The organism is Streptomyces sp. NPDC006544, assembly GCF_040611715.1.
Lineage (GTDB): Bacteria > Actinomycetota > Actinomycetes > Streptomycetales > Streptomycetaceae > Streptomyces.
In genome coordinates, this window is the sequence record NZ_JBEXOV010000019.1 from 25,679 (window position 1) to 47,292 (window position 21,614).

Consider the following 21,614-nt stretch of genomic DNA (forward strand, 5'->3'; position numbering starts at 1 on the left):
CTCAGTCAACGCACATCTAGTCGGGGAATGCGAGTCAGCCTGGTTCCGCTCGGTGGCCGCCAGTGGCACACTCGGTGATCACGCGAGTGCGGCCGGGCCTGCGTGCCGGCGTATGTGCGGAGGGGGAGGGGTATGGACATCGGGACGGTCATTGCCAAGCGCTACCGCATCAAGAGCGCACTCGGCCGTGGCGGGATGGGCCAGGTGTGGATGGCCCAGGATGAACACCTCAAACGTGATGTCGCGGTGAAGACCATGACTCCCTCACCCTCGCTTACACCGGCGCAGGCCGACGCCGACGCGGCGCGCTTCGAGCGGGAGGCGCGGGCGGTAGCGCGACTCGATCACACCGGACTCGCTGCCGTGTACGACATGGGCGTCGAAGCGGGTACGCACTATCTCGTCATGCAATACGTGCAGGGCACCGACCTCGGGGATCACATCGCCGAACAGGAGCGGCTGAGTGTGGAGGAGGCGGCGGCCATCGCCGTGCAGATCTGCTCCGTTCTCGCCACCGCCCACGCACGCCACATCGTGCACCGTGACCTGAAGCCCGGGAACATTCGTATCCGCACCGACGGCGTGGTCAAGGTCCTCGACTTCGGGGTGGCGGCGGTGCTCGACCCCGGCACGGCGAAGCTCACCACCACAGGAGAGCGGCTCGGAACCTGGCAGTACATGGCGCCCGAACAGGTCAAGGGGGCCGCGGTGGACCGGCGTACCGATCTGTACGCGCTCGGCTGCTTGCTGCACGAAATGGTCACAGGCGAGCCGGTGTTCAGTGACGACTCGCCCCTCCTCGTGCCCAGTCTGCACAGCGAGGCCGCGCCCACGCCGCTGCGGGAGCTTGCGCCGGACGTGCCGGAGGAATTCGAGACCCTGGTCCTGGATCTGCTCGCCAAGGACCCAGCCGCCAGGCCGCCGCACGTCGGTGAGGTGTACCGGCGGCTCGCCCCGTGGCTTCCCGCCACGGGGGACCCGACGCAGGCGCTCGCGCCCTGGGCCGAGGTCGATCCGCGGCGTCCATTCCGGCACCCCATGGCACCCGACGCGCGGCCCGTCCGCCAGTGGGCCAAGGAGGCGGACGGGGCGCCGTAGCAGGCTACTGCCCAGCTACCGGCGTCGAAGGGTCGAACAGCGACAACTGGATCTGCTCGTCCTCGGGCTCCGGCTCGTTCGCCAGGCCCGGGGCAGCCGCCGTGTCCGGGTCCGCGTCGGCCGCCGGCTCCGCGGCCGTATCTGTGACCTCCTCGCTGCGGGTCGGCAGGACGTACTCCTGGGCCAGGCCCGCCAGGTGGAGGGGTAGAGGCAGGCTCAGGGCGTCCGGCAGGTCCGGGGCCTGTCGCAGCTGGTGGACGGCCAGGGCCAGAGCCTCGGGCTCGTCGCCGTCCTGCATGTGGCAGCCCAGCACTGCCAGCTCCACGAGCCCCGGGTTCCAGGCCGCCTCACCGGTGTCGATCGTCAGCTTGCCTTTGGTGTTCACCCGGGGGGCAAGCTTGTCGGCGGCCACCGACAGCTTGAACGTGCGGGCCTTGGGAGTCGTCGACCAGAAGACACGAGCCGTCTCGGGATCGGCCGACGGGCCGGTCCACAGATGGGCGGCAAGGCCGTTCGCGCCGTCCGGGTTCACACCCCACCACTGAGCCGTCTCGCGACCACGCGCCGTCCGTACCCGCACCAGCCGGAGGTCCGGGTCCAGCCGGCGGGCCGGGGCATGACCGCCCCGAAACTTGTCAGCGACCACCTTGCCGTCCTGCAGCCACGCCCAGTGCGAGCGCATGTTCTGCGCGTGCGCCAGCAGCAGTGTCGGCTTGCCCCGCACCGAGCGCAGCACCTTCTCCAGCCACTCCTCGGCATCCCGGCGCTGCTGGGCCATGTCCGCCCACCACGACGGACGGCCCACAGGGGCGTCGCCGGCCCGCGGGCCGGGCACTGGTGCCCTCGGGACCTCTGCGCGGCGGGTCAGCTGGAGCAGCATCACCGGATAGGGCACCCAGGTCCTCGCATCGCCGTCCCAGCCCTCCACCCGGGCGCCGCCATCCCCGGCAGGGTCCGGTGTGACCAGCACGGCGACCGGTACGTGCCCCGCCCAACGCGTGCGGCTGCGCGCGTTCTTGCGGACCATCCACACCGCCAGATAGCGCAGGTCGCGGGGCAGCTTCTCGCCGAGGCTGTGCTCGGGGTGGACGCGCACCCCCAGCTGCCGCAGCCCGTCGTCCCAGGCCTTGGCGGCCCGGAAGCCGATGTTCTTTTCGCTGTTGTAGCCCTTCACCCTCTTAGGGACGGCCAGGAACTGGGTCAGCACCCCGGCATCCGCGCAGCCCAGCCGCAGCGCGAACTTCGGATCGTGGGCGGCGGAGGAGAAGTCCTTGGCCCGGTCGATCTCCACCAGGGCCAATGCGGGGACGGTGGACGGGCAGTCCTTGGCGATGAAGTCCGCTACCTGGAGACGGCGGGTGGCCACCGCGGTCGACACCGCCTCCCGCGAGTGCCGGGCCCCGTCGGGCAGCGGAAGATCGCCGCCGAGCGAACCGGTCAGCTTGAGGCAGCGCAGTCGTACCGTCAGTTCCGGCATCCGCCACTCCAGCACCGCCGGACCGTGCTCATAGCCTTCCGGTGCGGCCGGAGCGCCGCCGTCACCCTTCAGATCGAGGTGGGCGGCGAGCGCGGCGATCGCGGTGTCCCGCAGCACCGGTGTCTGCCACAGCAACCGGGCTTCCACGACAGGCAGTTCACCACTCACGGTGTCCGGTGAGAGGTGGCGCAGCGCGAGGGCGGCTCCCTTCCTGCGGGCATCCGCCCTCTCGCGCTCCGCGGTTGCCTTCTGCACTGCCCCGGACGGCTCCTGACGTGGGTTGGCCGGAGTGCTGTGAGAGAGCCGGGTGCGTACAAGCGCGGGCGTCGGGCGCAGCTCGGCGGGCAGGGCCTTCTCGGCCCACTCGGTGATACGGGACCGCTGGTCGGACATCAGACCGGCGCCCACCTCGTGCGAGCCCATCGCAGTGCTGTACACCACGGCGGCGCGCATTCCGTCCCGAATCCACTCCGACGGGGAGGTCAGAAGCCCTTCGGCACTCGGGAGAGGCTCGCTGAGGGAGATGTTCCGCAGGATTCCGGCGGGGCCGCCGCCCACCCAGTCATAGCCGCTCGGACCCCACACCAGCCGGGCCACGGCGAACCGGTCGCTCGCCGGCGCTCCCGGGAGCCACGGTACGGGCGGCCGCAGCAGCACGGTCGTACGGCGACCGTACGGGAGGTGCAGTCGGCCCGACTTGGCGCCTGTCCGGGTCGCGTACCGGCGGATCTGCGTGTGTAGGTGGAACCGCGGCAGCGGGTCGAACGGCACCGTCTGGAGCGTGATGTTGAGGACCACGGAGAACCACTCGGTGCCTCGTGCCCCCTCATGGGGGAGAGCCTGCGACACCAGCTCGGCGCCGCGGTCCCGCGGACCCCGCGGCATGGCCCGGAAGTGCAGCCTGCCCGCTCCGAAGTCGTACGGCTCCAAGTCGAGAATGCGCCGGGCCAGCCAGTCGGTCGTCAGCTGGAACTGCCGGGAGTCCGGGGCTGCGGTGTCTCCGTCGGTCACCGGGCAGCGCAGCAGCTCGACTTCGACATCGTCCTGCCACTGCGGCGGCTGCTCGTGGAGCAGAGCCCGGGTGTCCTTCATCAGATCGCGATACTCGGGTTCCGGCCGCAGGTCGCGCAGCCAGGCGCCGAGCAGCCCCTGGAGCGCGCCGGGGGGCAGGGGGTCGGGCACTCCCTCGGGTGCGTACAGCCAGAAGTCCGGTCCTTCACCCCGGTGGCCCGACGGTCGGGGCCGCACTAGTAGGTCCGGGGCGAGCGTCTGGAGCACCTGGTCCATACGGAAGGTGGGGACGGTCTCCCACTGCTTCTCACGGCCCGCGTTGCACAGGGCGAGCAGTGGCCCGCGCCACGCTTCGGGAAAGGCCAGGGCGCGGTAGCGCGCGACGACCGAGGCATCGGGGGTGGACGGCAGCCAGGAGGCGATTCGGATGGCGTCGTATCGATGGACCATGACGATCTCCTTGTACCAGTCAAGTGGTGTGGTGGGTGATGTCTCGCAGCGCCGTGTAGAGCGGTGCGTACAGCAGACGAGCTACAGCGGGGTCGGCGGGATCGGGGCAGGTGGGAAGAGAGGCTCCAGCTTCGAAGTACGGGGCGAGGATGTCCCGCATGCCGGTGAGCAGGCCGTCCTCGACGGGTAGCTGCCGCGCTTGTACGCCGGGCGCGAGCGCCCGAGCGGTCTGCGGTGCGAAGCGCGCGTCGACAAATACCACCCGGGCGGGAACGCCACCACGTACCAGTCGGCCGATGACCTGCCAGATGGTCACCAACTGGTCCCAGGTGAAGGACCGCCTCTCGCGCTCGGACAGCTGCGAGTAGACGTAGCGGCGGGCCAGCAGCCTGCGCCACTCGGCTCGTGCCACATGACGGAAGGCGAGACCGGCCGCATCCAGGTTCTCCGCGCCTCCTGCAAGTTGGCCGAACGTGCCCTGTTCCAGTCCGGGTTCGTCCCGTACGAAGCGACTCGCCCAGTCGTTGATCGCGAACACGGCGAGTGAGAGGTCGTCCGGGCGGGGGTGCGGGCGGGCGAGGAACAGCGCGGTACCGAAGGCCGCGTTGCGTTGTGCGTTGAGGATGTTGTGGCCCCGTTCGACTGCCATCAGCGGAGCCACCAGGATTTCCGCGCTGCGGTCCTCGGCGAACGAGGCGAGGTCGCCGCGGCGCAGCACGGTGACCGGTCCGGCTTCCGTTGTCGGGCCTGAACCGCGTACCGCCTGTTCCAGGTCGGCATCGTCGGCCACGAGTACGCGGACTCGGCCGTGCCAGCGCTCCATACCGTGCAGGACCTCCGCCGCGGTGTTCGCTTCCTTGTAGCTGCCGACGAGCAGGATCGCCCTTCTGCGACGGACGTCAGCCACCTTCGCCAGCTCCTGTTCCAGTGGGCTCGGCGCGCCGCCACGGCCCGGGGATGCGAGACGGCTCACGAGCGCTCGCGCCGCCGCCGGACGGGCTTTGGGGTCGGTGCCGGACAGGCTCATTGGCCGGCCCTCGTCGTCGTACAGGAAGTGCGTGGTGAAAACGGATTCTCCGACCGCTTCCAGTGAACGCTCGGAGGGCTTGAGGACCGCTCCCACGGGTGCGAGCAGATGAGCGCGGGTGGACGTCCCCGCCCAGCTGGTACCCGACATGAGAACCACGTGCGGCCCCCGCTGCCCGGCACCCGGATCGGCGCCCACCTCGTGCAGGGAGAGCAGTAGCTCACGGCCGATTCCCGCACAACGGAAGAAGCGCAGGGTGCCACTGTGGCGGCCGTCGTCATCTCGCTCCCGCTCGTCCGGCAGGTACTGGAATCCCAGGACGTTGCCCATCGGGGCCTCCGGGACGAGCGGCGCATAGTCGAGTGGGGGGCGGCGGGAGAGTTCATTGCCGGTCGAGTCGAGATGCAGGGCAGCCTCCACCTGAGGCCACAGGAACACCAGCCGGTCGAGGCGCTGGTTCAGCGCGCTCAGCAGCAGCATGAACTCCAGGCGGCGTGCCGTCAGATCGAGCCAGGTTGCATCCGATGTCCGCGCTGCGGCGGGGGTCCGGGCGAGCAGGGGACGCAGCATCGTCAGCACTCGGCCACGGGTCTCCGACGCGGACAGCGTGGTTAGAAGGTCGTGGGCCAGCCGAATCAGGTCGTCGGTCTCATCGTGGTACGGGCCGTGCCCCCCCAGTGGATCGTCGCGGAAGACATCGAAGAGCCCCGTCAGTTCCTTGCGCACGGCATTGGCCTCCCGGCCGGCCGATTCAGCCTCGGGTACGTCGTCCTCGTACGCCTCGTACAGCTCCGATTCGGTCGGCACGCCATCGGGCTCTCCCGCTGCGCCGTCGGCCGGGAACCAGTCGCGGAACAACTTCTCCTGGAGGGTCCACGGGCTGAAGTACTCGATATCCGCCCACTCGCGCAGTTCGCCGTCCGAGATCAGCAGCTTGTACAGCCGGTCCGTCGCCGAGTGCGCCACAGTAAGCGAGGCTGACCAGCGTTCGATCTCCTGGTCGGTGAGCGGCAGCCTGCCCTGCTTGGACAGCTCCTCGATGCGGTGGGTCTGCACCTGGTCCAGCCAGGAGTCGATACCGGGGGAGACCAGCGTCGCGGACGGGGCGAAGATCTCGTCCAGCTTCATCTGGACCGAGTCGGCCTCGTCCACGATGATGATGTCGCTCCGCAGGCAGGCCAGTTCAAGATGACGCAATCGCTCATCACCCAGGTGGCGGGGAACCGAGGACTGCACCAGGCTCGCCGGATTCGCCACCCAGATCAGGGAGTCCACCAGATCCCGGGCCGATTGGTGGCGCGGACACGCGTGCCACACGGGACAGCCGTGCGCGGTGCCCTTCTTCTCGGCCGGACGGGTGTCCGGAGTAGCGTGTTCCTGCCTGCCTGGGCGGTAGGGCTCCGGAAGGGCCGTGGCCCCGGGATCCTCGACGCGCTTCTGCTTCTCCGGGTAGAGAGAGGCGCACGGGGCATCGGCGTACCGAAGCGGCTCTACCGCCTCGGTGCCGCGCAAGGCATCCAGTACGCACACCGTGCTGAGGTCGTCGAAGCCGGGGGCGTCGTGATCGAGGAGGTTTCCGAGGCCACGGGCGGCGAGCCTGCGGTGCAGGCGCTGCACATGTGTCTGCCGGGTGGTGAGGCCCAGTACAGGAGTCGCGGACAGATCGAGGTCGCGCAGCAGCGCACTAAGCCGCAGCTGCTCGGCCACGTCGCCGACGACGAGCGTCGTCCGCAGACCCCGGCGGGCGCCCCACACGGCGATGACGGTCATCAGGGTCGACTTTCCGGCGCCGACCATGCCGGCCAGGTGTAGCAGTCCGTCCAGGTGCATGGTCTCGGAGTCGTTGAAGGCGAAGCCATCAGCCGTGCGCGGGGCGATGCGCAATTCCTCCAGACGCTTCTGCCAGTGGCCAGGGCTCTCCACCCCCGCCGCGCGCTCTTGTCCATCCATCCACCGTGCCGTGTCGGCGAGTTCGTGCCGAGTAAGGGTGAGCGGCCTCCCTCCACCGGGGCGCCCTCGCTCCGGCCGGTGACCAGGCACGGGCTCCGGCCGCATGCGTTCGGGAAGGGTGACAGAGGTGGGGCGCCGCCAGGCGAGGAAGGTGGACCGGCCAGACGGAGCCAGCGGCAGTTCCTTGCGGGCGAGTGGGGGCAATGCGCCCAGCGCGGCGTCGTACACCGTGAACCGGTCCGAGGCGATGACGGGATCGACCGGCACTGCCGGGGAGCCGTCTGCGGGTACCTCGTACGCGCGTAGCCGCGACGGCAGCGCACGGTACGTCTCCAGGGCCTGCCGCCAGGTACGGCGGCGGCGCATTGTCCACAGCAGGTGGCGGCCGGCGGTGAGCATCACCTCGTGATCGTCGGTCACCGCGTGACCTCGTGCGTGGGTGAAGGGGTAGCCGCCCAGCAGGACGTACGCACCCTCTGGGGATTCCTCCGGCGCGATGCGCATCAGCAGCCGGAGCGCCAGCTCGACTTGGCACAGCAGGGTCGGCTTCACTCCGGCCAGGTCGTCCGGAAGCTCGCTCCACAGCCTGGCGAGTTCCCTGATCACCGGCTTGTGCCAGCTGTCACGGTCACGCAAGGCTTCCTCCTTCGTTCCCCCGCAGTCGGGCACGGGCACGTTCGGTCAGCGCGCTGTCGGTCAGCAGCGGAAGTGTGCGGGCCCCCGCGGGCCGGTTGCGTTCGTAGGAGGCGATGTAGCCGGGGCGGTCCTCGACCCGGCTCCGGGGTACCACCCAGAAGGCCTCGTCATAGCGGGGCTCCTGGCGGACAGGGCGCGCGGCACGGCCCAGGAACGCCGGATGGGCCCAGTCCTTCACGTCGATCGCCCATACCCAGCCGTCGGGGAAGGTGACATGCAGGTCGTAGGCGTCGTAGGCGGGCCACATTCTTACGCGAAGGCCCAGCTTCACCAGAGCCGTTTCCAGGTCTGCCTCGGCGCGCCCAGGACCGGTGACGAACTGCCGCAGCGGGCGCTCCAACTGGAGCAGTTCACCAGCCTCGTCCACGGCGATGCGACGCCCGACCGGAGGTGGTCCCTGGCGGCGGCAGCGGTCGCGCTCGCACCACCATGAGCCGTCCCGGACCGGAGTGAGCAGGGTTTGGCAGCGCCCGCAGACCGAATAGGTGTCCGCACGTATGTAGCTGTCGGGGGCGGGTTGGTAGATGCGCCGGACGAGCTCCTTGACCGGGTCGAGTACATGGTCGACGGAAACCGCGAAAGCCTCGGCGGAGGTCAGTACCGGTCGGTTGACGAGCAGCCGACGGAACTCCGTGTAGGCGTCCTCCTCGCCGTGCTCTCGGCACAGCCGGAGCGCGGAGTGGATGATTTCGCGGTCGCGGTGAGTGAGGGCGCTGTCCCGCGACTGCTCCGCCCACTCATGACACAGCTCGGTCGGCCGCGAGGACACGGGGTCGAGCAGAAGGTCACCCGGGTTGACCGCATCGGCGGGCAGGTCCACGGGCCAGTCCGCCATCGGGCGCTCCCGGCACCAGGCCAGCAGGTCGGGCAGGCTCATCGGTGGTTGCGCGCCCCGCTCCAAGCAGGCCAGCACGGTCCGGTCCAAGGCGCGCTGGACCTCGGGTGGGTAGGGCAGGGTGAAGGCATTCAGCCCCGTGACGGCGTCGAGAGCGGTCAGCGCGGAAGCGAGAGTGCGCATCAGCGGGACGCCGTCGTGCGCCGACCAGTCGGCTGCGTGCGGCGGCAGAGTGCCGGCTGTCTCCACGTCTGTCACTCAGCCTTCGCATGGGCCTGGCCGGCGGCACAGTGGCGCAGCATCTCGCAGTTCCCGCAGTGCTCGCCGGTCTTCGGCTCGTACGTCTCGTCGACGGCCCACGGGCCGGCGAGCCGGGCGACGATGCGGCGGGCGGCAGCAAGGGTGTCCGGATCACCCGGGTCGATCTCCTCGCAACGCGAACCGCCCTCGTACAGGAACTCCAACTCGATCAGGGAACGGCGGGGGTCGCCGCCCGGTACGCCGGCGGACATCAGCAGGACTGCCAATGCCAGCTGGGGGTGGGTTTCCAGTAGTTCCTGGCCCTCCCATGGGCGGCGGGTCGCGGTCTTGGTCTCGTGCCAGATCCATCCGCCGGACCGGGTGTACAGCAAATCTGGGTCTGCGACGATCACCGTATCGAGTTCCGGGTCGTATGTGGTGAGCCGCTTCTGGACCTCGACCTGCTCAGCGGTTCCGAGACCTTCCAGCGGACAGGCGCGCAGGTGCTCAGCGAGCATGGCGAGTGCGGGCGCCTGCTCGCCGGTGGCCAGGCCGGGCAAGGACTCGGGAAGGGATACGCCGTAACAACTCCCTTTACTATGCTGCTGATTGAGCCAGGCATCTACGGCACGCCCCCTGCGGATCGGCTCGCTCTCCGGCTCGGACGACTTCAGGTGCAGGACCCGGGTCAGATGGAACAGTGCCGGGCAACGCGCATGTGTGCGCAGATCGGAGGCGGAGACGGAGCGTCGCTTGCGGGTTAGGTGTGGGGCGGGTACGCCGAGCAGACCGGGGGTCCTGGCCGGCTTTGCGCACCCGGCGAGGGCTTCGCAGCGCTCGCAGCTGGAGCCGGGATTCAGCCTGTCGTCCGCGACAATGCGGCCCAGTACGGGCTTGGCGTGTGTCGCGTACTGGTGTGCGGTCTCCTCGGCGTCCCAGTCGGCGAGGACCGCGTAGGAGCCGTCGCCGCACCCGACACTGATGATCCGAACCCGGTCCGGGTGTGTCGTACTGCCCGGTGCGGGCCGGTGGATGTCCCGGAACGCCGAGTCGGACGGGGTCCCGGTGGCGGCGACGGAGGCCGCCTCGGCGATCTCGGCGTGCGGGCGGTTCTCCTTGAAGGTATTGACGGAGAGCAGCCACAACTCGCGCTCGGAACCGTCGTCGGATGCGTAGCGGCGACCCCAGGCGGTGCGCTCGTAGAGTGTCGCCCCACGGCTGTCGGGGAGTTCGAGTTGCCTGATGCTGGCCCACTGCTCCCGCACGGGCACGGTTGCGAGCCTCTTGAGTGCCTGACGCTCTGCCTCGGCCGCCTTCCGCGCGGCCAGGTAGCCGCGCACGGCTTCAGAGGCCCAATGGAGGTGCGCTGCATGGTATCTACGGTTGCCGGCGAGTTGCCGCAGTGCTGTCTCCACGTCTGCACCGTTGTACTCGATGGCGTCGAGGGCTTTCATCACCGGCGCGAGGGCGAAGTCCTCGACCGGCTTGCGGCGTGGCCGTTCCGGCACCTGTTCGATGAACGGTCTGGCCCGCACGGCAGTCCCGCGTGGGCAGTCCCGCGGATCCTCCCGCAAGAGCGGCAAGGAGGTACGGATGAGTCTGATGTCGCCGTCCGTGCGGGGGAGGGGCAGCTGAAGCGTCATGACGGACCCCTTGCTTGGGGAGACGGAAGAGCCTCAACAAGAGAAGCGTATGTCTGTGAACTTAGTCAAGCGATTCAATGTGGGTCGACTGTGAAACGATATGGTGTGCTGGCGGGGCACGGTTCATGGCGAACGGGGGTGCGGTGTGGAAGCGGGGGAAGTCCTCGACGGCCGATTCCGGGTCGACGAGTCTCTCGACCAGGGCGGCATGGGCAGCATCTGGAAGGCGACCGAGACGGCAACCGGACTGACGGTCGCCGTCAAGGTGCTTCGTCTCGACGCCTACACACAAGGCCGCTTCAGTCCGCGGGAACAGGCGCGCCGCAGGGTTGAGCTGCTCAGGCGGTTCGAGCGCGAAGGGGTGATCCTCGGGGAGCTGGACCACTCCGCGATCCCGAGGCTGCTGCACCGAGGCTATCTCCGCGAGGAACCGTATCTCGTTATGGAGTACGTCGACGGCGTCACTCTGCGGGACTTCCTCGATCTGCGTCGTCCTCTTCCGCTTGATGCGGCGTGTGCCATCGCTGTACAGATCACCGAAGCCCTCGCCCACGCCCACTCCCGCGGTGTGGTCCATCGGGACCTCAAACCCGGCAACATAGTCATTGCATCCGTTGGCGGGGCGGTCAAGCTGCTCGACTTCGGCATCGCCTATCTCACCGACCCGGACGCGACCCGTTACACCGCGCTCGGCGCGACGCCGGGCAGTGCTGGATACATGGCGCCCGAGCAGCTGCGAGGCCAGCAGGAGGTATCCGCCTCGGTGGACTTCTACGCTCTCGGCTGCGTGGTCTTCGAATTGGTCACCGGCGAGGGGCCGTTCAGAGACAAAACGGATCGCAACCGGGACACACAGCATGTCGAGGATCTCCCGCCGCGTATCCGGGAGATCAATGCCGGGCTCCCGCAGGATCTCGACGATCTGGTGTGGGATCTCCTGGGGAAGACCCCGGCCGACCGGCCGGCCCACATCGAAGACATCCTGGTCGTCCTGCGCGACCATCTGCCGAGACCCGGAGACCCGGCTCCAGAACCCGAACTGGATCCCGACCCCACCACACGCTACCGATGTCCGGCCGGGCCGGCCTTCGCTCCCGCCTTCGGGGGTGCCAAGCCCTCGCCGCGACGGTCTGTTCGGCGCCGTGGGGCCTGGCTGGGCCGCCAGGAGTTCGCCAGTCTGCTGCTTCAGGCGCGGACCGAGCTCGAAGCGGAGACCCCGGGTGTCGGATGCGAGCAGCTGGCGCTTGCGCTCGACGGGGCTGTCGCTGACTGGGGGTTGCGCGAATTCGCGGTCTCGGAGGCGCAGCTGATGTGCGCCGACTCGGCACGCCTTGCGGGGAACGACCGTCGGGCAGCATCGTTGTACGAGCAGGTTGCCGTGGCCCTGCACGGGCGCGCAGACCCGGTGTTGCGCGCCTTGGCCCTGGAGGCCCGGGTGGGTGCTGCCGAGTGCAAGGTGCCGGAGGACGATCTGCCGGGCGCGGTGATGGCCTGGGAAGAGGCCGTCACCGATGTGCTGGAGTTCGCCGCCGCTCCTGATCGCCTTGTGGCGCGATGCCGAGAGGTCGCGCTGGAGCTCGATGAGCGCGGTTGCGGCTCGGCCATTGCCCCGCTCGTTGCGAAGCTGGCACGGTGGTGAGTCTCAGCCACTGAGCAGTCCGCCCGAGGCCAGAAGATCGCCCAGCGACCGCCCCAGGTCGCTGCTCACGGAGTTCATCCCATGCAGCTCCCGCTCGAAGGCAGCGATCTTCCGGTAGATCTCCCCGTAGCGCTGCTGTTCGTGCAGGGGGAGCCGGGGCACCTGCAGCCGTCGCACGTCCACCCGGGATGAGGTGGAGGCATGGGTGCCCGCCTGCCGGACGTTGGAAGGGGCGCGCAGGCAGCCCGCCAGGAACCATGGATCGAGGAGCGATGGATCCGCGCGGAGAGCGTAGAGGTGAGGTCCGAGCACCGAAGGAGCCCCGACGTCGACCCGGGCATCGAATGACCTGGTCACACCCACTACGATCACATCTTCCGATGCGGTCAGGGTGACGGTCCCGTCGGCCATCCCGCGTGGTACTTCCTTGGCGGGCAGCCAGTGTTCGGTCCCTCCGGGCAGGAGGAGACCGGGAACCGTCAGCACAGGCACGGTGTCCTCAGGCCGTTCTCCGCGCTGAACGATCTGGTCGGGCAGGCCTTGGCCCGAGAAGATTTCGACGGCGCCGGCGCGCTCCAGTTCCGCGACGGTTGTGCGACTGACGGGATCGTGGCCCTCCGCAGGGTGCAGAGTGGACAATGACGCCGCGATGTCGCGCAATTCGTCGAGGTGTGCGCCGAACCGGGTCCACGACCGGCGCAGATCGGCCACACTGGCGGCGTCTTCGCCCGGGATGTGCCGTGCCGGTGTGAGGTCTACCTTTTCGTCGAGCAACTCGATCACTGGAATGGCTACGCTTCCGGAGGATTGCTCGCCCCGAAGCGTAGCCGACACCCCTGCCTGCAGCCGAGGCCAATCGATGCCGGCCTTCCCGGCTGTGGCGTCCAGTCCATGGGCGGCGTCCATCAAAACCAGGTCGGTCCGAGGATTCCGTGTGTCTGCCGCTCTTAGTACCCAGAGGTGCAGGCCGACAGAGTGTGGTGGTGCGGCGCCGGGCGGCAGCGCGATGACGGCTTGGAGTACCCCTGCGCGCAGCAGTCCCGCTCGGATACGCCGCCCCGCGCGGCGGACCGCGACAGCGGGAGGCAGGACCAGTACACAGACGCCGCCGGGCGCCATTGATGCGACAGCGTGTTGCACCCAGGCAAGTTCAGGCTCGGTCCGCGGTGGGAGCCCGTACACCCAACGCGGGTCGGTGGCGAGTTCCTCATGTCCCCAGTCGCGTTCGTTCGACGGCGGATTACACAACACTACGTCCGCGCGTACACCGGCGTGGACGTCAGCACGCAGTGTGTCGGAGGCTGTCACGATTGGGAGATATCCGGCCATGGCCAGTCGAGCCGAGGTAAGGGCGGCGAGCACGGGCTCGTTGTCCTGACCCAACAGCTTTACCTCCTGTGACCCCCGCCCGAGCCGACCCGCTGCCAGAAGCAAGGTTCCCGTTCCGCACGCGGGATCGAGGGCGGTACGTACATCGCCGTCATGAACGAAAGACGCGATGGAGGCCATGAGGGCTGCTAGTGGCTCTGGAGTGGCGGTGACCTGGCGCACATGCGTCCGTAGCCACCGGCCCAGCAAGAAGTCGAATGTCCGCTCGACTCCCTCGCCGCGGGCCGCCGCGACTGCCCGCTCCAAGAGCCGGGTCTCGACCTCTCCCAGCTTGGGGAGGTCGGGCGAAGGAATCTCCACCCGAGTCGCACTGAGGCGGGCGCCCACGGCTGCCACTAGCAGTCCCATGGCATCGCGGTCACCGAGCGCTTCGAACTCTGGCCACAGGCGCTCCAAGGGCCGCTCGGGAACCTTGAACTTGTTCTCGTCACGCAGCCACTTCTCGATATCCGGAAGGGAGAACTGAGGGCTCGTGTCAGTACCGCCCATCGCAGCCGGGAAGCTCTTGTAGCGTCGCCGCCAGTTGCTGACGGCGGCACGACCTACGCCGGCGAGACGGGCAATCTCTGCGAGGGTCACCAGGACAGTCGACCCGTTGGATTTGGACATGAGACTCTCCGGAAGTTTCGGTGGGCGTGGCACCGCCAAGCTATCGATGGCTCCTGTGGGTGGCCATGTGTTGCTTGACTCAGTTTACGAACGCTAGAGGAGCGTGGAGTGTCCGCCCTGCGCGTCCGTGGCCGCGGAGGAGTGAACGCACAGTCGATCGCGCTGCAGGTTGGTCCGGTCCCCGGCGCTGCTTCTTCCCCCGGCTACGCAGAGATCCTCAGCTGGACGGTGTATTCAACCGTGCGAAGTGGTAGGAGACTGCAGCTACGGCTGCAAGCCTGCCTGGGCATACATGTACGGAGCGGCACGATGGTGCCCAACGCCTTCTTTCTGCGGGAGGGCTCGCGCTGTGGGAGGGCAAGCCACTCGCTGAGCCGGTGCTCCGATCGAGGCCGCACCCCGCTTCGTCTCCCATCGGCATCTTGTACGCCCATGTCGCCGAGGCCGTAGCCCCCTGGATCGCCGGTAGATGCTGCGCGAGGCAAACCGCTGGCTGGACTGCGACGACATCGAGACGCCCTGGGGAAGATCTTCCTCGCCGCGAAGCCCGTTCCCAGGGGGCGGCACCGTCCCGTTCGGCTGGGGCGCTCCGCGTTCACCCACGAGCGTCCATATGGAGAGACGCAGTGGCTCCTGCTCGACTTCGCCCGTGATTTCACCGGTCCCGGCCTGATCGACCTCGTTTCGTACCGAGGAGCCATCGTGCCCCTCCTACGTGAGGTCCGCCTGCTGGAATTCATGGAGCAGTACGTAACCCGCGGGCCGGATCCCCGACATCCTTGCCCCGGCGCACCAGCGGCCTGTCCGCCGGGGCGCGGGCCCTGGGCTGGCATCACATGTGGGCCGTGGAGTGGTTCACGGAGCAGGCCATCCGCTGGATCAATGACCCGCCCAAAGGTGCCGCGTACGTCCCCGTCGTCCGCCGACTGAACGATGTGCTCCAGCTCCTGAAGGCTTGGTCTGCGGTCACATCGATGGAGTCGCGTTTGCAGCCGGCCACGCACTGCACGGCCTGACCACCGGCCAGACCTTCGGCGCCGTAGGCCTCGCTGCCCCCGAGCTGCTGCTCGCCGCCATTCCCCCGGCGCCTCAAGCCGGGCGGCGCCGCGGCCTTGCCCGTATCGGACGGGCGAGCCGATCGTCCGGTGGTACCGGCCTCTTGCGGCGGCAGAGGCGGGACCGAGGTGGTTCACCGGGCGTTTCGCTGGCGGTTGACGCAAGCTGAGGTTGGCAAACGGTTACCCGAGGCGGATGGAGTGTCCACGTCGAGGCCGCTCCAGCGAATCCGTGGTTTGGAGGTCGTCGCCGTGAGTGAACCCGTGATGGCCACGAAAGGGGCGGCGGCCGACGAAGTGGCGATCCGGCTCTTCACTGAGGAAGACTCCGTGCAGGAGCTGACCTGTCTGCTGCACCGGGCGTACGCCGATCACGCTGCCGCCGGACGGGTGTTTTTCGCCTCGTACCAATCTCCGCAGGACACTGCTCACCGGCTGCGGAGCGGTGAGTGCTGGCTGGCGTTCCAGGGGAAATCGCTGGTGGGCACGGTCACTGTCGCGACTCCGTACGTGGCCCCGGAGGGGTACCCAGCGCCGGCTAGAGCGGGGTCATTCTGGCAGCTGGCGGTGGATCCGTCCCAGCGGGGGACTGGACTAGGGCAGCGGCTTTTGTCGCTTGCTGAAGCGAGGGTCACGGCTCGTGGCGCCGCGCAGATCGTCATCGACACGTCGTCCCAGGCGACTGATCTCGTCGGCTGGTACCGCCGACGGGGCTACGTGCCGGTGGGTTCGTGGCGGTGGGATGTGACCAACTACGACAGCGTGGTGCTCGTGAAGGACCTGGCGACGCGCTGATCGTGATGACGGGAGGCGCGCGGCAAGCGGCGGCCCCGGTTGGGGCGTTCACTTGCCGTGTGCCTCCCGCGCGTGCGTCACCTACTGGTCGAGGGCCCGGGTCGCTTCCTGGACAGCGATGCTGAGGGCTTCGTCGAGGGCTTCGACGCGGCGGCCTCCGGCATTGGCGATGGGGCCAGTGCCGCCTGCTCCGCCGCCGACGGTGCGGGCGGCCGAGGCGAGGATGTGGCTGGCCGAGGTTCCTGAGCCGAGGACGCCGGGGGTGATCGCGGCGACGAGCAGGGCCTTGCCGTCGTGTTCAGTGCCGAGGACGACCACGGCGCGGTCGTTGCTGAGGCGGTCGGCGGTGCTGGTGGCGAGGCTGCGCAGGTCGCTCGCGGCGAGTCCTGGGACCCGCTGCGAGACGATCCGTCCCCCGGGCACCTGGCGGGAGGAGGAGGCGAGTTGTTGCGCCTGGCTCCGCAGGTCGGCCTCGCGCCGGCGGGAGACCTCCTTCTCCGCGGCGGCGAAGGACCCGAGGCGCTTGTGGAGGGTCTCGGCGGCCTGCTTCGGGCGGGTACCGAGGAGGCTGGAGACCTCTTCGAGGATGCGGCGCTCGACGTCGTGGTGGCGCAGCGCGCCGTGGCCGGTCAGGGCTTCGATGCGGCGGAGGTTGGAGCCGATCGATCCCTCGCTGAGCAGGCGGAAGGCGCCGACCTGGGAGCCGTGGGCGACATGGGTGCCGCCGCACAGTTCGCGGGAGAAGTCGCCGATGTCGACGATGCGGACGGTGTCGCCGTACTTCTCTCCGAAAAGCGCGATGGCGCCGGCGGCCTCGGCCTCGGCGCGGTCGGCGTGCCAGGCACGGACGGCAGGGTCGTCGAGGACGTGGCCGTTGACGGCGGCTTCGATCCGGGTGAGCTGCTCGGGGGTGACGGCGGAGAAGTGGGCGAAGTCGAAGCGCAGGCGGTCGGATTCGACGAGGGAGCCCTGCTGGCGGGCGTGATCGCCGAGGGTGGCGCGTACGACGGCGTGCAGGATGTGGGTGGCCGAGTGGGAGCGCATGAGGCCCTTGCGGCGGTCGGCGTCGACAGCGGCTTCGCCCCTCGCCCCGGTGCGGAGCTCGCCTTCGACGACGCGGGCGCTGTGGACGCGGAAGCCCTCCAGCCCGTACCGGGTGTCCGTGATCCGCAGCAGGGTGCCGTCGTCGGTGCGCAGGGTGCCGGTGTCGCCGATCTGGCCGCCGGCTTCGGCGTAGAACGGCGAGCGGTCGAGGACGAATTCGATGTCGGAGCCCTCGGGGGCGCTGGCGGTGACGGTACCGCCGGAGATCAGTCCGAGCACGGTGACCTCGGCGGTGAGGTGCTCGTAGCCGAGGAAGTCGGTGCGCGGTAGGTGTGCAGATAGCTCCCGGTAGGTGTCCTGGCGGCGTAGGGCGTCGGCGGTCTTGGCCTTGCCGCCGGTCTTGGCGCGCTTCTTCTGCTCGTCCAGCAGCGTGGCGAAGCGGTCTTCGTCGACGGTCAGGCCGGCGTCGTGGGCGGCCTCGACGGTCAGTTCCAGGGGGAAGCCGAAGGTGTCGGCGAGTTCGAAGGCGGTCTCGCCCTGCAGTGAGCCGGAGCGGCTCTCCCGGGTGCGGGTGATCGCGGCGTTCAGGAGCCGGGTGCCCTGCGCGAGGGTGCGGGTGAAGGACTCCTCCTCGGCGGTGACGACCTGCTCGATGAGGTTGGCCTGGTCGGTGAGTTCGGGCCAGACGTCGCCGAGGTTGGCGATCACGCTGGCTGTGGTGGGGGCGAGGACGGGCTGGTCGATGCAGAGCAGGCGGGCGTGCCGGATCGCGCGGCGCATGAGGCGGCGCAGGACGTAGCCCCGGCCGTCCTTGGCGGGCAGGACGCCATCGGCGATCAGGTAGGCGATCGAGCGGGCGTGCTCGGTGACGACCTGGAAGGAGACCTTCTCGTCGGCGCTGCCGGGGTAGGCGCGGCTGGCGAGCTCCTGGACGGTGTTCAGGGTGGGCATGAGCAGGTCGGTGGTGCAGACGTTTTCGACGTCCTGGAGGATCGCGGCAAGGCGGTCGAGACCGAGACCGGTGTCGATGCTCTGCTGGGCGAGCTCGCCCAGGATCGGGAAGTTGCCCTTCTTGTCGCCCTCGCCGCGCTGGTACTGCATGAAGACGAGGTTCCAGATCTCCACGTAGCGCTCACCGTCGACGGCGGGTCCACCCTCGCGGCCGAAGTCCGGCCCGCGGTCGTAGTTGACCTCCGAGCAGGGGCCGCAAGGGCCGGGGACGCCCATGGACCAGTAGTTGTCCTCCATGCCGAGGCGCTGGATGCGCTCCGAGGGGACGCCGATCTTGCGCCAGAGCTGTTCGGCCTCGTCGTCGTCCTCGTAGACGGTGATCCAGAGCCGGTCCTTCTCCAAGCCGTAGCCCTCGGTGAGGAGTTCCCAGGCGTAGGCGATGGCGTCGGCCTTGAAGTAGTCGCCGAAGGAGAAGTTGCCCATCATCTCGAAGAACGTGGCGTGCCGGTTGGTGCGGCCGACGTTGTCGATGTCGGAGGTGCGGGCGCACTTCTGGATGGAGGTGGCGCGGCGGTTCTCCGGGGTGACCTCGCCCAGGAAGTAAGGCTTGAACTGGTTCATGCCGGCATTGGCCAGCAGGAGGGTCGGGTCGTAGGGGATGAGGGGGCTGGACGGGACCTGGCGGTGGCCGCGGGAGGTGAAGTAGTCCAGGAAGGTGGAGCGGATCTGCGTCGAGCGCATGGCGTTATGGCCCTCACGGAAGAGTCGTGGAGAGGTGGGGGTTGATCACACGCCGAGCCGGGCCGAGAACGGGGACTGAGTGGTTCTCAGTTCTCCAGCTCGACGCAGATAGCTCGCGCCCCCACGGTGTAGACCATGACTCCAGATCCGTTGCTCACAGGTGGTGCAGCCCGCACGGACCGACGGTCCTGTGCGTGTTGCACCACCCAGAGTAGCGGGTCCGGCATCAAGATCGCTTGGACTTCTGGTGAGAAGGCTCTGCTCCTGCCAGAAGGAGGAGGAGTACGTCGGCGAGCGCCGCGGCGTGTGGCAGGACGAGATCGGCGCCTGCCCGGGTGAGGACATCGGGGCCGGCGAAGCCCCAGCCGGCGCCGACTACCCTGATGCCTGCCGCTCGGGCGGCGTGGATGTCGATGTCCGTGTCGCCGACGAACACGGCGTCCTTCGGTACGACGTCGAGCCGTCGCAGGGCGAGCAGCAGCCCGTCGGGTGCGGGCTTGGGAGCCGCGTCCTCGAAGCAGACGATGGTGTCGATCAGGTCGAGGGTCTCCGGGGGCAGGAGCCAGCCGACCCGGCGGCGGCTTCGCAGGGTCACGATGGCCGTGGCGACGCCGGCGGCCCGAAGGGCCGTGAGGGTCTCGCCGACGAACGGGAAGGCCTCGGTGTGGAGACCGGCCGTTGCGGTGGCCGCATCCCAGCCGTCCTCGTTGATCACCCCGCTCAGGCCGAGTTCGGCGAGTACCTGTGCGCGTGGCCTGGTCAGGGCTCCGGCGGGGAGGTCGGCGGCGGTGACGCGATGGTCGAGAGCAGAGGTCGCGAAGCCCGCCAGGGTGGCGAGTTGGGCGGCGCGGCTGTCGAGGAGGACCCCGTCGAGGTCGAAGAGTACGGCCCGCTTCACGCGGCATCACCGCCCCGCGTGGGCGGCAGGTCGGCCTCGGTGAGTAGGGAGTGCAGGGCGACGCGGTGCTCTGCCAAGAGCATGCGGCCTCCGAGCGGGCGCTCCAGTACACACAACGCGTGGCTGACGGGAGCTCCGGCGATCCGCAAGGTGCGGGCCATCTTGAGCAGCTGGCCACCGGAGCGGACCACGTCGTCGACCAGGATGGTACGGCGGCCGTTGAGTGGGGCGCCCTCGATCTGCCGGTGGGAGCCGTAGCCCTTGGGCCGGCGGCGCAGGAACACTGCGGGCAGGCCGGTGGCAGCGGACAGGGCGACGACGAGGGGGACGCCGCCGAGCTCGATCCCCGCGAGCAGCCGGGCGTCGCCGGGCACGAGGCAGGCAGGGCGGCGGCGGTGTCGTGCAGGAGCGCGGGGTCGGCGGCCAGACGGTACTCGTCGAAGTAGGCGTCCAGCCGGACACCGTCGGCAAGGCTGAACGGGGCGGTGACGCAAGCGGTTTCGGCGAGCCGGGCAGTGAGGCCGGCCAGCGACGGGCTGGTGGTCATGCTCCTCCGATCGGGGCTGTGTCGAGCGTGGCGAGGCAGGCGTGGAAGGCGTCGGCGGACTCGACTGAGGTGAGGTAGCCGAGTGGGCGCGTCGGGGTCTCGTGCAGCCACTTCTCCTGCCGCAGGAACGCGAGTAGGCGCAGGGCAGCCGACCCCGCCAGGAAGATCGGTACGGGCCGGATGGTGGTCGCGTAGTACAGGGCAGCGGTCAGTTCGTGCAGGGTGCCGACGCCGCCGCCCATCGCGACGATCAGATCCGCGTGCGCCAGGTAGTGGTTGATCCGTGCGCCGAGGTCGGGCAGGTGGACCGAGCTGGTGGCGTGCGGGTTGAACGGTCCCCACTCGTCGTGCTTGTCGATCAGGGTGACCGCCGTGACCATGGCTCCCTCGGAGCTCGCTCCGCGGGCGGCGGCCTCCATCAACCCGTTGTAGCCGCCGTGCAGGAGCGAGTACCCGGCCCGGGCCAGGGCCCGTCCGGCCTCCTCGGCCAGCTTCTCCTCCTCAGCCGAGGCAGGGACGACGCCGCCGAAGAAGACGGCGGTCAGGCCCTCGCGGGCCCAGCTGGTGGCCGGGCCCGCGAGGTGGAGTGCGTTCACACCAGCTCCTGGTAGGTGCGGTAGGCGGCGATGGCGTCGCCCAGGCCGCCGAGGGCCTCGGGGCATGCCCGATCGACGAGGGCGAGCATCCGCTCGATGGCCGCGACGACGTCGGGGGCCGTCGGCACGGCGGGCCCGCTGATCGCCGCGTCCAGGTCGGCCAGGCAGGCCCTGCCGATCGGGGTGACGGCGATCTCCTCGCGCAGCTGGTACCAGCCCCAGAACCGGGATGCCGGGGCCAGGGCGGCCTTGATGAGGTCCTTCGTCGCGGTGTGGAGCCGGTGCCACTCCGAGTAGGCGACGAACCGCTGGCCCCGCTTGATGCGCTTGTGGAGCAATACGGCCAGCACCAGGTGTTCGATCAGCAGCTCGGTGCAGGTACGCGGCTGGGCGAGGAACTCTCCGGCAAAACGCTCGGCGGCCAGGGCCGCCTCAGGGCCTGCGGGTGCCATCTCGCGGTCGAGGATCGAGGCGGTGGCCACGGTCGCCCGCAGGCGCGGGATGTGTGTGGCGGGCACGAGGTAGAGGTCGATCTGGTGCAGCCTGCCATCGTCCGGGATGAGGAAGACCATCCCGATGCCGCCGAGGTCGGCGACGATCGTGTCGCGCCAGCCGGGCAGTAAGGCGCCGGCCTCGATGGACATCAGATCGTCCAGGGCCTTCACGAATGCGGGCAGCTGGGCGTCGTGGACGCCGACGACGAAGTCGACGTCCGAGAGGCGGTCGGCGGTGCCGTGGGCCAGCGAGCCCCGGACCATCAGGTGGGTGACGGCCCGCGAGGTCGCCAGGATGTCGGCGAGGCTCGCCAGGAGCGGGAGCTGGGCCGGTCGGTTGGCATGGGTGAGTTCAGCCAGTTGCAAGGTGGGCATGCGCGTCCTCCGTTCGGATTCCGGCGGGGTGGACTTACGGGGCCGTGCGGCCGA

General features: G+C 69.3%; 13 protein-coding genes. 3 read left to right on the forward strand and 10 right to left on the reverse strand.

What is annotated here, in order from left to right; genetic code table 11:
* Positions 1-132: 132 nt before the first annotated feature.
* Positions 133-1,098, forward strand: coding sequence for a serine/threonine-protein kinase (locus ABZY44_RS11995; protein ID WP_356652577.1), 966 nt, complete (start codon positions 133-135; stop codon positions 1,096-1,098).
* 4 nt (positions 1,099-1,102) lie between these two features.
* On the opposite strand, the gene ABZY44_RS12000 is transcribed toward ABZY44_RS11995, so the two are convergent.
* From ABZY44_RS12000 to ABZY44_RS12015, 4 genes are read right to left on the reverse strand one after another with little or no spacing between them, the layout of a single operon-like run.
* The gene (locus ABZY44_RS12000) at positions 1,103-4,036 is read right to left on the reverse strand and encodes a DUF3962 domain-containing protein (RefSeq protein ID WP_356652579.1); all 2,934 of its coding nucleotides are present in this window, start codon (positions 4,034-4,036) and stop codon (positions 1,103-1,105) included.
* 19 nt (positions 4,037-4,055) lie between these two features.
* Entirely contained in the window at positions 4,056-7,649 is a 3,594-nt protein-coding gene (locus ABZY44_RS12005) for a hypothetical protein (protein WP_356652581.1), read from the reverse strand.
* The gene (locus ABZY44_RS12010; protein ID WP_356652583.1) at positions 7,642-8,793 is read right to left on the reverse strand and encodes a hypothetical protein; all 1,152 of its coding nucleotides are present in this window, start codon (positions 8,791-8,793) and stop codon (positions 7,642-7,644) included. The genes ABZY44_RS12005 and ABZY44_RS12010 overlap by 8 nt, the downstream gene beginning before the upstream one ends.
* A 5-nt stretch (positions 8,794-8,798) precedes the next feature.
* On the reverse strand, positions 8,799-10,427 hold the full coding sequence (locus ABZY44_RS12015) for a PD-(D/E)XK nuclease family protein (protein WP_356652585.1): 1,629 nt from the start codon (positions 10,425-10,427) through the stop codon (positions 8,799-8,801).
* Between the two features lie 145 nt (positions 10,428-10,572).
* On the opposite strand from ABZY44_RS12015, the gene ABZY44_RS12020 reads away from it, so the two are divergent.
* Positions 10,573-12,066 carry a serine/threonine-protein kinase gene (locus ABZY44_RS12020; protein ID WP_356652587.1) on the forward strand — a complete coding sequence of 498 codons (1,494 nt, stop codon included), beginning with the start codon at positions 10,573-10,575 and terminating at the stop codon, positions 12,064-12,066.
* Between the two features lie 3 nt (positions 12,067-12,069).
* On the opposite strand, the gene ABZY44_RS12025 is transcribed toward ABZY44_RS12020, so the two are convergent.
* Positions 12,070-14,064, reverse strand: a complete 1,995-nt coding sequence (locus ABZY44_RS12025) for an N-6 DNA methylase (protein WP_356652589.1) — start codon at positions 14,062-14,064, stop codon at positions 12,070-12,072.
* A 1,307-nt stretch (positions 14,065-15,371) separates the two neighbouring features.
* Here ABZY44_RS12025 and ABZY44_RS12030 point away from each other — a divergent pair.
* The gene (locus ABZY44_RS12030; RefSeq protein ID WP_356652591.1) at positions 15,372-15,914 is read left to right on the forward strand and encodes a GNAT family N-acetyltransferase; all 543 of its coding nucleotides are present in this window, start codon (positions 15,372-15,374) and stop codon (positions 15,912-15,914) included.
* An 81-nt stretch (positions 15,915-15,995) separates the two neighbouring features.
* Here the strand turns inward: ABZY44_RS12030 and alaS are convergent, their stop codons facing one another.
* The 5 genes from alaS to ABZY44_RS12055 all read right to left on the reverse strand — a co-directional run bounded on the left by alaS (position 15,996) and on the right by ABZY44_RS12055 (position 21,560).
* Positions 15,996-18,650, reverse strand: coding sequence for an alanine--tRNA ligase (alaS, locus tag ABZY44_RS12035; protein ID WP_356652593.1), 2,655 nt, complete (start codon positions 18,648-18,650; stop codon positions 15,996-15,998).
* Positions 18,651-18,876: 226 nt separating this feature from the next.
* Positions 18,877-19,548 (reverse strand): HAD family hydrolase, encoded by a 672-nt coding sequence (locus ABZY44_RS12040; protein ID WP_356652595.1) that lies wholly within the window; start codon positions 19,546-19,548, stop codon positions 18,877-18,879.
* The gene (locus ABZY44_RS12045) at positions 19,545-19,922 is read right to left on the reverse strand and encodes a phosphoribosyltransferase family protein (protein ID WP_356652597.1); all 378 of its coding nucleotides are present in this window, start codon (positions 19,920-19,922) and stop codon (positions 19,545-19,547) included. Before ABZY44_RS12045 ends, ABZY44_RS12040 begins: the two co-directional genes overlap by 4 nt.
* A gap of 169 nt (positions 19,923-20,091) precedes the next feature.
* Positions 20,092-20,691: an LOG family protein gene (locus tag ABZY44_RS12050; RefSeq protein ID WP_356652599.1), complete on the reverse strand. Its 600-nt coding sequence runs from the start codon at positions 20,689-20,691 to the stop codon at positions 20,092-20,094.
* On the reverse strand, positions 20,688-21,560 hold the full coding sequence (locus ABZY44_RS12055; RefSeq protein ID WP_356652601.1) for a hypothetical protein: 873 nt from the start codon (positions 21,558-21,560) through the stop codon (positions 20,688-20,690). The genes ABZY44_RS12050 and ABZY44_RS12055 overlap by 4 nt, the downstream gene beginning before the upstream one ends.
* Between the last annotated feature and the right edge of the window lie 54 nt (positions 21,561-21,614).

Coding starts and splice junctions, on each gene's coding strand:
- ABZY44_RS11995 (WP_356652577.1), top strand. CDS start 133: ATGGACATCGGGACGGTCATTGCCAAGCGCTACCGCATCAAGAGCGCA.
- ABZY44_RS12000 (WP_356652579.1), bottom strand. CDS start 4,036: ATGGTCCATCGATACGACGCCATCCGAATCGCCTCCTGGCTGCCGTCC.
- ABZY44_RS12015 (WP_356652585.1), bottom strand. CDS start 10,427: ATGACGCTTCAGCTGCCCCTCCCCCGCACGGACGGCGACATCAGACTC.
- ABZY44_RS12025 (WP_356652589.1), bottom strand. CDS start 14,064: ATGTCCAAATCCAACGGGTCGACTGTCCTGGTGACCCTCGCAGAGATT.
- alaS (WP_356652593.1), bottom strand. CDS start 18,650: ATGCGCTCGACGCAGATCCGCTCCACCTTCCTGGACTACTTCACCTCC.
- ABZY44_RS12055 (WP_356652601.1), bottom strand. CDS start 21,560: ATGCCCACCTTGCAACTGGCTGAACTCACCCATGCCAACCGACCGGCC.